This window comes from Hyphococcus flavus, from assembly GCF_028748065.1.
In the GTDB taxonomy this organism is placed as follows: domain Bacteria; phylum Pseudomonadota; class Alphaproteobacteria; order Caulobacterales; family Parvularculaceae; genus Hyphococcus; species Hyphococcus flavus.
In genome coordinates, this window is record NZ_CP118166.1 from 2,084,624 (window position 1) to 2,098,445 (window position 13,822).

Annotated in this window: 12 protein-coding genes; 3 read left to right on the forward strand and 9 right to left on the reverse strand. The window is 56.2% G+C overall.

Features of this window, described 5'->3' with window-relative positions; all coding sequences use genetic code 11:
• Nucleotides 1-66: 66 nt before the first annotated feature.
• The gene (locus PUV54_RS10005; protein ID WP_274492088.1) at nt 67-1,050 is read left to right on the forward strand and encodes a hypothetical protein; all 984 of its coding nucleotides are present in this window, start codon (nt 67-69) and stop codon (nt 1,048-1,050) included.
• Here the strand turns inward: PUV54_RS10005 and PUV54_RS10010 are convergent.
• From PUV54_RS10010 to PUV54_RS10025, 4 genes are all read right to left on the reverse strand, one after another.
• Nucleotides 1,029-1,811, reverse strand: coding sequence for a helix-turn-helix domain-containing protein (locus tag PUV54_RS10010; protein ID WP_274492089.1), 783 nt, complete (start codon nt 1,809-1,811; stop codon nt 1,029-1,031). The genes PUV54_RS10005 and PUV54_RS10010 overlap by 22 nt on opposite strands.
• 81 nt (nt 1,812-1,892) lie before the next feature.
• Entirely contained in the window at nt 1,893-3,797 is a 1,905-nt protein-coding gene (mnmC, locus tag PUV54_RS10015; RefSeq protein WP_274492090.1) for a bifunctional tRNA (5-methylaminomethyl-2-thiouridine)(34)-methyltransferase MnmC2/FAD-dependent 5-carboxymethylaminomethyl-2-thiouridine(34) oxidoreductase MnmC1, read from the reverse strand.
• Between the two features lie 41 nt (nt 3,798-3,838).
• Nucleotides 3,839-4,369 (reverse strand): phasin family protein, encoded by a 531-nt coding sequence (locus PUV54_RS10020; protein WP_274492091.1) that lies wholly within the window; start codon nt 4,367-4,369, stop codon nt 3,839-3,841.
• Nucleotides 4,370-4,501: 132 nt separating this feature from the next.
• Nucleotides 4,502-5,698, reverse strand: a complete 1,197-nt coding sequence (locus PUV54_RS10025; RefSeq protein ID WP_274492092.1) for a lytic murein transglycosylase — start codon at nt 5,696-5,698, stop codon at nt 4,502-4,504.
• Between the two features lie 195 nt (nt 5,699-5,893).
• On the opposite strand from PUV54_RS10025, the gene PUV54_RS10030 reads away from it, so the two are divergent.
• Together PUV54_RS10030 and PUV54_RS10035 are read left to right on the forward strand one after the other, a co-directional pair.
• On the forward strand, nt 5,894-7,606 hold the full coding sequence (locus PUV54_RS10030; RefSeq protein WP_274492093.1) for a dipeptidyl-peptidase 3 family protein: 1,713 nt from the start codon (nt 5,894-5,896) through the stop codon (nt 7,604-7,606).
• Between the two features lie 33 nt (nt 7,607-7,639).
• Nucleotides 7,640-9,046 carry a serine hydrolase domain-containing protein gene (locus PUV54_RS10035; RefSeq protein WP_274492094.1) on the forward strand — a complete coding sequence of 469 codons (1,407 nt, stop codon included), beginning with the start codon at nt 7,640-7,642 and terminating at the stop codon, nt 9,044-9,046.
• Here PUV54_RS10035 and PUV54_RS10040 read toward each other — a convergent pair.
• The 5 genes from PUV54_RS10040 to PUV54_RS10060 all read right to left on the reverse strand — a co-directional run bounded on the left by PUV54_RS10040 (nt 9,043) and on the right by PUV54_RS10060 (nt 13,822).
• The gene (locus PUV54_RS10040; RefSeq protein WP_274492095.1) at nt 9,043-9,933 is read right to left on the reverse strand and encodes a hydroxymethylglutaryl-CoA lyase; all 891 of its coding nucleotides are present in this window, start codon (nt 9,931-9,933) and stop codon (nt 9,043-9,045) included. The genes PUV54_RS10035 and PUV54_RS10040 overlap by 4 nt on opposite strands.
• 99 nt (nt 9,934-10,032) lie before the next feature.
• A complete protein-coding gene (locus PUV54_RS10045; protein ID WP_274492096.1) occupies nt 10,033-12,048 on the reverse strand; it encodes an acetyl/propionyl/methylcrotonyl-CoA carboxylase subunit alpha in 2,016 nt (671 codons plus the stop codon).
• 12 nt (nt 12,049-12,060) lie between these two features.
• On the reverse strand, nt 12,061-12,486 hold the full coding sequence (locus PUV54_RS10050; protein WP_274492097.1) for an MAPEG family protein: 426 nt from the start codon (nt 12,484-12,486) through the stop codon (nt 12,061-12,063).
• A gap of 13 nt (nt 12,487-12,499) precedes the next feature.
• A complete protein-coding gene (locus PUV54_RS10055) occupies nt 12,500-13,030 on the reverse strand; it encodes a GNAT family N-acetyltransferase (RefSeq protein WP_274492098.1) in 531 nt (176 codons plus the stop codon).
• Nucleotides 13,031-13,822: an enoyl-CoA hydratase/isomerase family protein gene (locus tag PUV54_RS10060; RefSeq protein WP_274492099.1), complete on the reverse strand. Its 792-nt coding sequence runs from the start codon at nt 13,820-13,822 to the stop codon at nt 13,031-13,033.

Sequence of the window (13,822 nt, forward strand, 5' to 3'; positions counted from 1 at the left end):
TCTATACCGGGCTTGAGCGCCCATGCGTTACTCGCCTGATCTGTAAATTTGCGGGAGAGGGGCCCCATGTTGATGATAAAAAACATAGCAATCGCTGCCGTATCCGTTTGCACGCTTTCGGCCTGCGTCACACCGCAAACGCAGTCTCAGACGGCGTTTCCGAATCATCACCCGTTTGTTTTTCCGACAAGCCAGGCGGCCGCTGATTTTATGGGTGGTGAGGACAGTTTTACGATGGCGTTGACCGGTGCTGATCTGGAATTGCGATTTGGCGATGGCGCTGCGGACTATCGACAAGCGGCGAGAAATGCGGTGAGGCCCTGGTCGGCAGAGGAGCGCGAAAAGCTTGAAGCAGCTTCTCTCATCACAGCGCAACTTTTTCGCGACCATCAGGTATCACTACCTGTGCCTGACGAAGTTCTGTTGATCAAAAGCACCGGGCGCGAAGAAGGCGGCGCTGGCAATTACACTCGCGGCAACGCCATGATTATCCCGGAAAATCAGATGGACCGCACGTCTGAACGATTTGTCGGCGTTTTCGCCCATGAATTGCTTCATGTGGCGACACGCACAGACCCATCATTACGAGATGACCTTTATGCTGTGATCGGGTTTTATGCTTGCGCGCCTATTCAGCTTACGCCGGATCTTGAAAGTGCAAGGATTACGAATCCCGACGCGTTTCATCACGAGTACTGTATTGACGTGTCACTTAATGGTGAAACTTTTCCGGTTATACCAGTAACGATGTTGATGCCCGGTGATGAAAATACAGAATCCATCTTTGAAAGGATTGCGATCAGATTATTCAGGGTCTCGCCTAAAGGAACGCTTGTGAGAGGGACGGATGGAGAGCCGCTGCACTATTCTTTAGGAGAGGTCACCGGCTTTTTCGAGCAAGTTGGGCAAAATACGGACTATATCGTGCATGCGGAGGAGATCATCGCTGACAATTTTTCGATGTTGATCCGAAACCGAACGGACGTGCCCAATCCGGAAATACTAACGGGGATCCAATCCGTGCTTTCTCATACAAGGGAAGCACGATAGGCGCCGGGGGAATACCCGAAAAACTTTTTGAAATGTCTTCCAAAGTGGCTTTGGTCACTGAACCCGAATTTTGCAGCCGTTTCGGCTATGGACGTGGTTGGCCCGATTTCTCGTCGCGACTTTTCAATACGCCGGTTCAAAAAGTAATGTGAGGGCGTTACGCCATAAGCGCTCATGAATTTTCGAGTGAAGTGATTGCGGCTGTAGCCGTAATCCATAGCAAGCTGACAGATTGATGCCTGTCCCTCTAGACATTGTGAAAGGTCTCGCGCGGCTGCTGAAATTTTCTCGTTGGAATTTGCCTCCGTCCGCCAGCAGCCATTTTCCATCACAAGTTTTTTAATCAACAGTTCCAGCTCTTCCGCTGCCTGATCGCTTGAAAATGCCTTTTCATGGAGCAGGCGCAAGCTTTCAGCCAGGGAGCCGTCGCGAATTGAAGTCTCGCGAAAATAAAACAATTCATTTTTCTGATTTTTGTCCGCCCACGCGATAATCGAAGGGGGGATGATGAATGTACGATAGCAAACGTCACCAATGCTTTCGCCACAATTCAGCTCGAATGCGTTTGAAAAAAATACGCAATCGCTGTCGCCATGATAAGTGTATTGTCCGAATTCGCCGGTAATGGCGCCGTTTTCAAGGACTGCGATAATCGGCCATTCATGAAAATGCGAAGGAAATCGCTGCTCACGAAACTGCAATAGCTGCAGTTCCAAGTTATCTAGCGTTTCCATGCGTCTGCATGTGACCTTGTATGACATGATTGGCGCCCGTTTCTGGTGCTGACTATGCACTCATCTCAGGCAAGAGTGAAAGTCGGTATATCTGAAAAACCTCTCTGTTTAGAGAATTCGGGAACGGGCGCGTTTATAGTCGCGGATGAAAAACCGCGCTGGATGAAGGGCCTGAGCGATGTCCAAATCTACGGGAGAGGGCGCGCCGGTCATCTCAGCAGCGATCATGGCGGCGGCAAGCGGCGCGGTGACGAGCCCGCGCGATCCAAGACCGGTGAGGATAAATAGTCCGTCGCGCATCTGCCCCTCGGGATATTCTTTTTGTTTGCCCAAACGCAGATCGTCGTAAGCGGCGCCATAAAACGCCCAGTCAGGCATCGGCCCGACAACAGGCAAACGGTCCGGCGTCGTGCAACGCACAGAGGCGCGCGGGGTTGATGCGTTCGGATCAAGCGTAACGGCAAGCTGTGGGAGGGTGCGTGCAACAGCGGCGATGTTTGATTCTGTTGCTTCCCTGGTGAAGCGTGTCTCGGCTCCGATGGCGACTGGCGCGTAAGTGGCGCCGATAATGACGCCCCCTTTGGGCGCCGGCGCAGCGTAGGGGCCGAAGGCATGTGCATGATCCAGCGCGTTTGCATCTGGAAACCAGTCGATTTGCCCGGCGGACCCGGCAAGCGGCAAGGTGCGCGCATCAGCGAAGCGCAAAGCGTCAAGTCCATTGGCGATAACGACAGCGTCGAAGGTTTGTTCGCTTTCGTGAGTGATCACGCGCCAGGCGTTTTCCTGCTGACTAATTTGTAGCACGCGCTCCTGAATGACTGTTGTTTCACCAAGTAATCCATAGACAAAGGCAACCGGGTCGACGACGCCGCCTTGCGGGAAGAATAAACCTTCATCTCGCTTTTCGATCCAGCCCTCGGGCAGCGCGGGCTGAGCAAGCAGTTTTTCCTGTCGTTCCCGCTCCTTGTCATTTGCGGCATGGTGCAGGACGCCGCATGGGTTGAACAGGCTGTCGCTATCCAGTTCGTTTAATAAGCCGAGCGTGTGGAGATAGGCGATCGTATGAAAGCGCCCCGCAGCCGTATCGCCAAGGTCCAGCCGCGGCATGATAAGCCCCGCCGGATTGCCGGATGCGCCAGACGCCGGGCCAGACGCGTCGTAAACGGACGGATGAAACCCGGCGCGTGTCAGCTCATGGGCGAGGCTGGCGCCGGCGATCCCGGCGCCGATAACCGCGATACTTGCGCTGGGTTTTAACGTGCGTGTTTGCGTTGCGAACCATGGCGCGCGTTTTGAATTCTGTGGCGGTTTGTCGATGTGGCCCGCCAGCATCTCCCGCTTGCGGCCGTGACCGGGGCGCTTCTCCCATTCAAATCCTGCGCTTTCGAGGGCGCGACGCACGGCGCCCGCGACCGTGAAAGTTGAGAATGTCGCATTGGGTTTTGAAAGCCGCGCCAGCTCTGCAAAAAGTTCCGGCGACCACATGGCGGGATTTTTCGATGGCGCGAAACCGTCAAGAAACCATGCGTCGATCTTCGCCTCGGCGTTTGCCATCCCTTCAAAAGCGTCGCCATAGAAAAGGGTCAGCGAAACGTCGTTGCTGAGTGCGATATGGTGAAAGCCTAGGTGAGGCGGCGGCAGGGCTGCGCGTAATGTTTTAGAGAGCGGCGCTAGTAACGGCCACGCCTTGTGCGCTCGTTCCATTTCAGCGGTCGATAGCGGAAAGGCTTCGACGGACAGAAAATGCAGCTTTGCGCTATCGGGCTTTTGCGTTTTCAGCCATGCCTGCCACGCAGTGAGGATATTAAGCCCGGTGCCAAAGCCCAACTCGCCAATGTGAAACCGGGTGGTGGTTTCAAATCGCTTGGGCAAGTCATTGCCCGCGAGAAAGACGTGAGCCGTTTCCGCCGGACCGTCGCCGGAAAAATAGACATCGTCAAAAAAAATGGACCGGGGTACATCTGACGATGCGTCCCAGTCCACTTGTGCTTTGTCGATCCGCAGGCTGCTCATGAGAGCGAATGCTTAGCGGATCAAACAGGTATTGTCTTTAGTTACGCTTTCACCGGGAAAGCGAAGAATTTTTCAAAGCCTTTGAAGCTTGCGAATGGCGTTTCGACAGACGCCATGTTTTCGCGTGTGACTTCAACTGTTGCTTCCGTCATTTCGCGTGCGCGCTCCATGCGGGTTTCGAAAAGCTTTGTCCAGTATGACTGCTGAACGGTCAGGGCGTCGGCGAAGGTTTTCGCGTTGGTGAGGTCGCTGGCGAGCTGAACGGCGTCGGCAACTTCTTCCTGCGCGGCTTCCATAAGCATCGCGTTGGTTTCCTGGGCGCGGTCTTGAGTGGCTTTGAAACGGGCCTGAACTTCTTCAGTCATTTCTTCAGCCTGGGCGCGCATGTCTTCGAAATTGCCGCCGAACGACGTCATCATGGTTTCGAACTGCTCTTTCGCGGTTTCGGCCCAGTTCGCACCGTTGGCGAAGGACATCATGTCCGTGAAATCGGTCATCTGAGCGCCATTGCTGGCGGTGGTTTTCTTGGCGGTTGTCTTTTTTGCCGCCGTCTTGGTTGTCTTGGTCGCCATATTGGCCTCCTGAATATCGGTGTTCCGGCTGCAGCGGTGTTTGTGCGCCGCAGCATTGCCGGGGCATATAGTACTTTTTGTGCACTGCAACAAGAGGCTTTTGCAGAATTTCTGAAATACTGAAAAGTACTTCTAATTCAATGCATTAAGGATAGAGGCCGAAGCATACCCGTCCGCCGGCAGCCCGGCCGCTTTTTGCCAGGCCCGAAGGGCGCGCTTGGTGCCCGCGCCGATAATGCCGTCAACTGGCCCCGGATCGTAACCGCGGTCTTTCAACGCCTGCTGAAGCGATTTTCGCTCCGTGAGGCTTAACGGGCGATCCTCGCGCGGCCAGACGCTGACAACCGCGCCGCTACGTCCGGCTATTTCTTCGGACAATAACGAGACCGCGAGGGCATAAGCGGTGGAGCGGTTGTATTTCAGGATCGCTTCGAAATTGCCGAAGACCAGAAACGCCGGTCCGCGCGCGCCAGCGGGAATGATCAGCCGGCCGCGCAGGTTCGGGTCGAACCGTTCGGTCAGGTCAGCGCCGCGCGTGGCGGAGAGGCCAAGCGCCGACCATTCCACAACAGCCTTTTTCGTATTGCTGTCGGCGAGGGCGTAATCAAAATCACCGGGCAATCTGACTTCAAGACCCCATGCCTCGTCGCCTGTATAACCTGAAACGCTCAAATAATTTGCCGTCGATGCAAAGACATCGCCCAGATTGTTCCAGATATCGCGGCGGCCGTCGCCGTCATGATCGACCGCGTAAGAAAGATACGTAGTCGGAATAAACTGCGTATGCCCCATGGCGCCGGCCCATGATCCCTTTAAATCATCGCGTCCGGCATAGCCATGTTCAATGATTTTCAGCGCGCCGATCAGCTGGCTGCGGCCATAACCGGTGCGCCGTCCTTCGAACGCCAGAGTCGCCAGAGCCTGTATGGCGTCGTAGCTGCCCATAATCGCGCCGTAGGAGGACTCAAGTCCCCAGATGGCGGAAATAATTTCCGCATCGACGCCGTAAGCGTCTTCGATCAGCGTTAACAGTTTGCGGTTTTCGAGATATTTTGTCTGGCCGTTCTGGATGCGTGTTGCTGAAACCGCGCCGTCCAGATAATCCCAGATTGCGCGGGAAAATTCCGGTTGATTGTCGTTCAGTTCATAAACCCGTTCATTAACGGAAAGACCGGTCAGCGCCGAATCGAGCGTTGCGTCGGAGATACCCGCCGCGGATGCCTCAGCGCGAAAACTTTGCAGCCAGCGTTCGAAATCAGCCGGCGCGGCCAGGGCGCTTGACCCAAAGCCGACGAAAACTGCACTCAGACCAGCCAGTAAATTCTTCATTACGCCCCCATTGAGCAACGCAATCCAACAATCGGCCAAAACGGACCGCTAACAAGCAATATTCAAACCTTACGCCCCTCGCAAGGCCGGAATATGGCGGCCTTTAAGAATAGGGGAATGACGGCTAAGTTGGCGTTAACGAATGAGCAGTCGCAAAATGCGGCCCGACGACATTTGAAGAGCAAGGATCAAGTTATGAAGAGATTTCCCGTTCGCCCTGTTCTCGCTGCATCGATTTTGGCGATTGCCGCGGCCTGTTCCAATCAGGAGGCAAGCGCCCCTGCGAACCAGGCGGCTGAAAAACCTTCTGGCGGTGAGGAAACCGTTGAGACAGCGAGCGCGGAAACGCTTCAGAAGATGCGCGCCCAGTTCGCTGTTGTGGAGATGGACCCTGACACCTCGTTCCTGACCGATGAGGAACGTGCGGTCATCAACAAGCTCAATCAGGTAGGCGTGTTGATGTCCGAAATTTACCTGCGCCAGCGCAGTGAAAAGAACCCGGCATGGCGTGAGGAGATTGCCGCTCATGACGGGCCGAACAGCGATTTATTGCTAAACCTTTTCGATCTGCATTTCGGACCATGGGACACGCTTGACAATAACAAGCCGTTTTATGGCGATACGCGAATGCCGGACGGCGCCGCTTTTTATCCAGCGGATATGACCAAGGAGGAACTCGACGCCTGGATCGACGCGCATCCGGAAGATGAAGCGGCGTTTCAGAGCTGGTACACAGTGATCCGTCGTGACGGCGAGGGCGGCCTTGTCGCTATTCCGTATTCAGAACATTACCGTGAATGGCTGGAACCGGCGGCGCAGTTGATGCGCGAAGCGGCTGATATAACCACCAACGAAAGTCTCAAACGCTTTTTGACCTTGCGGGCCGAGGCGTTTTTGACCGACGACTATTATGAATCCGAAATGGCGTGGATGGATCTCGACGGGCCGATTGAGGCAGCCATTGGCCCTTACGAAGTTTATACGGACGCCCTTTTTGGCAACAAGACTGCGTTTGAGGCGTTCATTACTGTCAAAAACCCGGAAGAAAGCGCAGCACTCGCGAAATACAAAGACTATCTGCGTGATATGGAAGCGAACCTGCCTGTTGATGAGTCTTACAAAAACTTCCAGCGCGGATTTGAATCGCCCATCGCCGTTACCTATCAGGTTCATGGCGGCGGCGATAATGTGCCTGGCGTTCAGACGATCGCCTTCAACCTGCCCAATGACGAGCGCGTTCGCGAGGCGAAAGGCGCAAAGAAAGTTATTCTCAATAATGTTCTCGGCGCCAAGTTCGACCGGATCCTCCAACCAATGGCGCAGGTTGTTCTGGTCCAAGATCAGGCGGGTCTCGTCAAAAAAGAACACATGATCAATAAAACCTTGTTTCATGAGCTTTCACACAGTCTCGGGCCCGGCACGATTACGGTCGACGGCGAAGAAACAACCGTGAACGCACAGTTGCAGGAGCTCTATTCGCCTATTGAGGAAGGCAAGGCCGACATAATGGGCGGTTATAACGTGCTTTATATGATGGAGCGCGGTGAACTTCCGGCGGCGGAAAAGGAAAGTTATCTGGCGACGCACTTTGTCGGGTTGTTCCGGTCCATGCGGTTCGGCGTCGTCGCCGCTCATGCGCGTGGCGCGGCGTTTCAGTACACATACTTTAAAAACGCCGGGGCCTTTACCGAAGAAAACGGCAAGTTCCGTCTTGATTTTGAAAAGCTGGAACAGGCGATACGCGATCTGACGCGTGATGTGGTGATCATTCAGGGTGACGGTAACTATGATGCCGCAAAAACATTCCTTGATGATTACGCCAATCTCGATGCTGACGCCGAAGCGGTTATCGCCTCGCTCGAACATCTGCCGGTGGATATCCAGCCGGTTTATGCGGACGAGCTGTAAGCTATCGCCAGAATGAACACAGGAGCAGGTTTCGTGAAAAACATTATTCTAGGCGGTGTTGCGAGTTTTCTTTGTTTAGGCGTCGCGGCGCAGGAGTTTGACCCGGCCCAGTTATCACTCGCGGCCGGATACAAGGCGGCGTTTACGTGTTCGGCGCATTTCAATGCCGGCCGATCTGTCGACCAGATTGCCGGTGATGAACTCAATCGCATCCTGCCGACATTCGATGATCCGATGCCCTCGCTTCCTGATGCGGTAATTGATGAAGAAAACAAACGCGTGTCCGTGACTTACGCTGACGACGCGCCGCCGCGCATTGCACAATGGCGACCGATGCTGGGCTGTGTTCAGGCGCCGACCATGGCCGCCGACTTTCAGCCGCCGACGGTCAACTTGAAACGCAAAAACCGGTCCGGCGAACCATGGCCGATTGGCGATAATGTTGAAGGTGAAATTTTCGGCGACACGCCGCAAGGATTTAACATCGCCGCTGTGGTCGCCGACGCATTTGACCGCTCAACCTATGGCGAGGGATCGGAAACAACAGCGGTGCTGATCGTTCAGGATGGCAAGATCGTCGCGGAAAAATATCGCGACGGCTTTGATGCAACAACGCCTCAGCGCACCTGGTCTGTGGCAAAGTCTATCGCCGCAACCATCATTGGCGCCGCAGTGCATGAAGGTCTGATCGATGTAGATGAACCGGCGGGCCTTGCTGCATGGTCGGCGCCAGACGATCCGCGCGGTGAGATTACGCTTGAAAATCTCCTGCACATGTCGAGCGGTCTGACATCGCCGACTGCGGGAAACCGAACGGACGATGTTTATTTCGGCGGCGGGCGCATTGTCGATCACGCGATCACCAACCGGCTAGTGGCGGAACCGGGCGCGCTCTGGCGCTATGCGAATAACGACACCATGGCGGCCATGCGCGCGCTGCGCGAACGGATGAACAACGACAAAAAGTTCATGGCGTTTCCATTCAAGAATGTGATCATTCCGCTCGGCATGGATCATACGTTTCTGGAAACGGACTGGAACGGCGACTTTGTTTTATCGTCACAAGTATGGACGACGGCGCGTGACCTCGCGCGCCTTGGTCTTCTTTATCTCAATGACGGCGTCTGGGACGGGGAGCGCATCCTGCCCGAAGGATGGGCGGCCTATGTGGCGTCGCCGTCGCCCGCGCAGCCGGCGCTTCAACGTCATGACGGGTCGCACATTCCCGGTTACGGCGCCCAGTTCTGGCTATATGGCGAGCGGCACGGTCTGCCCGATGGGTCTTATGCAGCGCGCGGTAATCGCGGGCAGTATCTGATGATCATCCCTGAGCGGAATGTTCTTATCGTTCGGCGCGGGTTCGATTCAAACCAGCCTGGCGGCAATGGTTTCAATCTCGATCAGTTCTCGGCTGACGTGCTGGCGGCGCTTGAAGATTAAGCGCTTCGCGCCAGCGTCACTTTCGATCCCGGCTTACGGCCGAGTTGTTCTGAAATCCAGAGGCTGGTTTCGATCAGCTTGTCGAGATTGACGCCGGTTTTGAGCCCTGAGCGTTCCAGCGAATAAACAACGTCTTCGCTGGCGACATTGCCCGACGCGCCTTTGGCGTAGGGGCATCCGCCGAGGCCGGATACGGAGCAATCAAAAGTGGTGACACCTTCGTCGATCGCCGCCCATATGTTCGATAGCGCCTGACCGTAAGTGTCATGGAAGTGACCGGCGAGGGCGCTGATGGGCAATTCCTGCGCGAGCAGTTTGATCAGCGCTTTTGTTTCTTTTGGCGTGCCGGCGCCAATCGTGTCGCCGAGAGAAATTTCATAGCAGCCGAGATCGTAAAGCGTCCTGGCTACGGGCAAGACCTGGCTTGGTGAAATCGCGCCTTCGTATGGGCAGCCAAGGACGCAGGACACGTAGCCACGCACTCGAACGCCGTCGGCCTTGGCGGCTTCGATGATCGGTTTGAACCGTTCGAAGCTCTCTTCGATAGAGCAGTTGATGTTCTTTTGCGAAAAACTTTCCGATGCAGCGCCGAAGACGGCGACGGTGTCGGCTTTCGCCGCACGAGCGCCTTCATAGCCTTGTCGGTTCGGTGTTAGCACGGGATAGGAAACGCCGGGTGCGCGTTTGATCTTCTGCATCACCTCGTCGGAGGCCGCCATCTGCGGCACCCATTTCGGCGAGACGAATGCGCCACCTTCGACTGATTTCATGCCTGCGTCAGCAAGCCGTTCGATCAGCGCGACTTTGGTGGCGACATCAATCGTCTGCTTTTCATTCTGCAACCCGTCGCGCGGGCCGACTTCGACAAGGGAAATGGTTTGGGTCATAGCACAATATATATGTATCCGCTCATCCCGGCGAAAGCCGGTATCCAGAGTGATGTAAAACTAGATACCGGCTTTCGCCGGGATGGGTGGGATAAAAGTTCACGCGCTTTCCTCGAACTCCACCAGCAAGTCGCCGTCCTTAACCTGATCGCCGGCGCTGAATTTGTACGCCTTTACGACACCGTCGAAGGGCGCCTTGATGGCGTGCTCCATTTTCATCGCTTCCATGATGAGGAGCGGCTTGCCGGCCTCGACCGTATCGCCCGGTTTTGCTGACAGCACGGTGATGACACCGGGCATGGGCGCGGTCAGCGAACCTTCGCTTGAATGATGCGCTGAAAGGCCGGAGAACGGATCGGGATATTCAACGTCCCAATGATCGGCGCCGATCCAGATGCGGATCTTGCCGTTGTGTTCCGCTGTTTCGGCGACAAAGGTCTCGCCATCGACGGTAAGGCGCAAACCATCCGCTATATTCGACGGCGGCGTGAAGGAAAATTTGATCGGCGCCTGCAGCTCGCGGCCTTCGCGGCGCGCTGCCGCCGCCGCGTCAGGTTCGATGGTGACGTCAACGCCGTTTTTCGAGTTGTTCAGCGTCGCCAACGCCGCGTCGCCATTCATGGTCAGCCAGTAGACCGCTTTTTGCGGCCGGTTGAGGCGGAAACCGGTGAGCGCTTCCCATGGATCGGCGCCGCTGTCTTTTCGCGCATCAAGGTGCCGCGCCAGCAGTGCCGCCGCGAGAACGCGATTGTCGAGTTTCTGTTCGGGAAACAGCGACGCTTCATGCTCCTCGATGAAGCGCGTTGAGACATCGCCGCTGATGAAGTCGTCTTCGGCAGCAAGCGCGTGGAGGAACTGTGCGTTGGTTTCCAGCCCCGCAACGCGGGTCTGTGTCAGCGCCGAGCGCATTGCGCCGAGCGCTTCTTCACGCGTCGCGCCGTAGGTAATCACTTTCGCGATCATCGGATCGTAATAGGGCGTGATTTCCTGGTCTTGCTCCACGCCGGAATCGATCCGCGCGGTTTCATGCGGTAATTTCAACGTGGTCAGCGTACCGATGGAAGGCGCGAAATTCTGCGCCGGGTTTTCGGCGTAAAGACGAGACTCGAATGCATGGCCACGCTCGGTGATTTCACTTTGCGCAAGCGGCAGACCTTCACCGGCCGCAATGCGTAATTGCCACTCAACAAAGTCGAGGCCGGTAATCATTTCAGAAACCGGGTGTTCCACCTGCAGGCGCGTGTTCATTTCCATGAAGTAAACGGCGTCCGCATCTTCGTCGTAGAGAAATTCCACCGTGCCAGCGCCGCGATAGTTGACCGCCTTACCGGCGTCGACGCCTGCCTGTAACAGCTTCGCGCGGGTCGCCGCCGGCATGTTCGGCGCCGGCGCTTCCTCAATCACTTTCTGGTGGCGGCGCTGAACGGAGCAGTCACGCTCATACATATGCACGACTTCACCTTTGCCGTCGCCGAAGATCTGCACTTCTACATGGCGCGCGCGCGTCACGTATTTTTCAATCAGAAACCGGTCATCGCCAAAGGCGGAAATCGCCTCGCGCTGCGCGGATTTCAGCGCGTCTTCTAAGTCGGCTTCGGCCGCGACCATGCGCATGCCTTTGCCGCCGCCGCCGGCTGTGGCTTTTAACAACACCGGATAGCCAATGCGCTTTGCTTCCTTTTTGAACGTATCGACGGACTGGTCCTCGCCCTGATAGCCCGGCGTTGTCGGCACGTTTGCGGCTTCCATCAGATCCTTGGCCGCTGACTTCGATCCCATGGCGTTGATGGTTTCCGATGTGGGGCCGATGAAAACGATACCGGCCTTGTCGAGCGCATCGGCGAACCCGGCGTTTTCCGATAAAAACCCGTAGCCCGGGTGCACCGCTTCAGCGCCGGTTTTTTTGCATGCGTCGATAATTTTTTCGCTGCGCAGATAACTTTCCGCCGCCGGGGCGAGGCCGATGTGCACGGCCTCATCACAGGCGCGTACGTGCGGCGCATTTTTGTCGGCGTCTGAATAAACCGCGACGGTGGCCACGCCCATCCGCCGTGCAGTCCTTGCGACACGAACGGCGATTTCTCCGCGATTGGCGATCAAGATTTTTTTGAACATAAGATATTCCGGTTACATCAACAGCGCTGTGCCCGTGCGCGCGGCCAGCATGATTAACAAAAGCGTCGAAGCGACGAAGAGATAAAAGCGGTACATGACGATGTTGATCGTCGCCTGCAGGATCGAATGGGCGATGCGAAGAACCACATAACCCCATGCAAGCCAGACATCGAGCATCTGCCCAAACCCGGCGATTGCGATGGCGAGAACTAGCGCGTAAAAAATCGTCGGCTGTTCCATCAGGTGATTGTAATTGTCAGCCACCTGTCGCGCTTCCGAGGGCAGGTTATCCGTGCTTCCGGCGCCCGTGTGTTTGGCGGCTTGCGGATGCATTTTCGCTTTGCGCATGGCGGGCAGGCGCGTCGCCAACATCCACACCCACATGACAAGCGACCAGATGATCAGCGTTACCACCGGCGTCAGTAAAGCATGCGTCATGAACAGGTTCCTTTTAGCTCACGTCGTTGAACGCAGAATGATAGTGAATTGTGCGAATATCATCCGGATCAAGATCATCGAAATTGTCATCGGTATTGGTGATGATCCGAAATGCGTCGCCCGCGTCGAAACCGGCCCAAGTCATCCGTTTCTTTGAGGCCGGTTCGAAACCGAAGCGGGCATAGTAATCAGGATCGCCGAGCACAGCGACAAGGCGAGCGTTGTTTTCGCGGCAAAGTTTCAGCCCTTCGTTGACGAGGTCGCCGCCGATGCCCTGGTTCTGGTGTTCCGGCGCCACGGCGATAGGGCCGAGGCCAAGCAGCAATCCGTCAAGGTCGGGTTTGCACGTGACGGCGCTGAATGCGCAGTAACCGATGATGACGCCGGAAACCTCAGCCAGCCTTTCATATTGTACAGCATGCTGCGCCCAAAGGTTTTGAACAAGCCTCGCTTCCGCCTCGCGTTCGAAAGCGGCTGTAAGAACAGCGGAGACCGCTTCGCGGTCTTCCTCTCTTACTTTTCGAATGATGGTTCCCAATGTCACTTAATCAGCTAGCCAGTTCGGTTTGCGTTTTTCAAGAAACGCCGAAATGCCTTCCTTGCCCTCGTCGCTGGCGCGGGTTTTGGCGATCATGCCGGCGGTTTCCTCCATCACAGGTTCCGCGAGGGGGCGATAGGCGACCTTGCGGATCAGTTCCTTGGCGAGACTTTGTGCGCCAGGCCCGCAGGCCAGCAGACCATCAAGCAATGCCTCCACTTCATCGTTCAACGTGTCGGCGGAAACGACCTTGTGCAACAATCCGATGTCGGCGGCTGTCGCGGCGTCAAAACGCTCGCCGGAGAGGAAATACCGCCGCGCCTGACGCACGGTGATGGCCTGAATGACAAAGGGAGAAATCACGGCGGGGATCAAACCAACGCGCACTTCCGAAAGCGCAAAGAATGACGTATCGGCGCCGATGGCGATGTCGCACGCGGCGATGAGGCCAAGGCCGCCGCCCATGGCCGGGCCGTTGACAAGCGCCACGGTCGGTTTCGGCGAGTGATAGATCGACGACAGCATGTGGGCGAGGCGGCGCGCGTCGTCTTTGTTCTCCGCCGTCGAATAGTTTGCCGCACGCTTCATCATGTTTAGGTCGGCGCCGGCGGAAAACGCTTTGCCTGCGCCGGTAAGCACAATGGCGCGCACATTAGGATCGGAATTCAATCGGCCCATGGCGTCGCAGATGCCGCCGATCAGCTCTTCGTTGAACGCGTTTCTGACGTCCTGACGGTTCATGGTAAGCCGTGCGACACCGCGCTGGTCGATGGTGGTGATGAGGACTTGTTCGGTCAT

Bases quoted from the DNA above. Each gene is read 5' to 3' on its own strand.
- PUV54_RS10025 (WP_274492092.1), bottom strand. From the start codon at position 5,698: ATGAAGAATTTACTGGCTGGTCTGAGTGCAGTTTTCGTCGGCTTTGGG.
- PUV54_RS10050 (WP_274492097.1), bottom strand. From the start codon at position 12,486: ATGACGCATGCTTTACTGACGCCGGTGGTAACGCTGATCATCTGGTCG.
- PUV54_RS10020 (WP_274492091.1), bottom strand. From the start codon at position 4,369: ATGGCGACCAAGACAACCAAGACGGCGGCAAAAAAGACAACCGCCAAG.
- PUV54_RS10040 (WP_274492095.1), bottom strand. From the start codon at position 9,933: ATGACCCAAACCATTTCCCTTGTCGAAGTCGGCCCGCGCGACGGGTTG.
- PUV54_RS10005 (WP_274492088.1), top strand. From the start codon at position 67: ATGTTGATGATAAAAAACATAGCAATCGCTGCCGTATCCGTTTGCACG.
- PUV54_RS10010 (WP_274492089.1), bottom strand. From the start codon at position 1,811: ATGTCATACAAGGTCACATGCAGACGCATGGAAACGCTAGATAACTTG.
- PUV54_RS10030 (WP_274492093.1), top strand. From the start codon at position 5,894: ATGAAGAGATTTCCCGTTCGCCCTGTTCTCGCTGCATCGATTTTGGCG.
- mnmC (WP_274492090.1), bottom strand. From the start codon at position 3,797: ATGAGCAGCCTGCGGATCGACAAAGCACAAGTGGACTGGGACGCATCG.
- PUV54_RS10060 (WP_274492099.1), bottom strand. From the start codon at position 13,822: ATGACCGAACAAGTCCTCATCACCACCATCGACCAGCGCGGTGTCGCA.
- PUV54_RS10045 (WP_274492096.1), bottom strand. From the start codon at position 12,048: ATGTTCAAAAAAATCTTGATCGCCAATCGCGGAGAAATCGCCGTTCGT.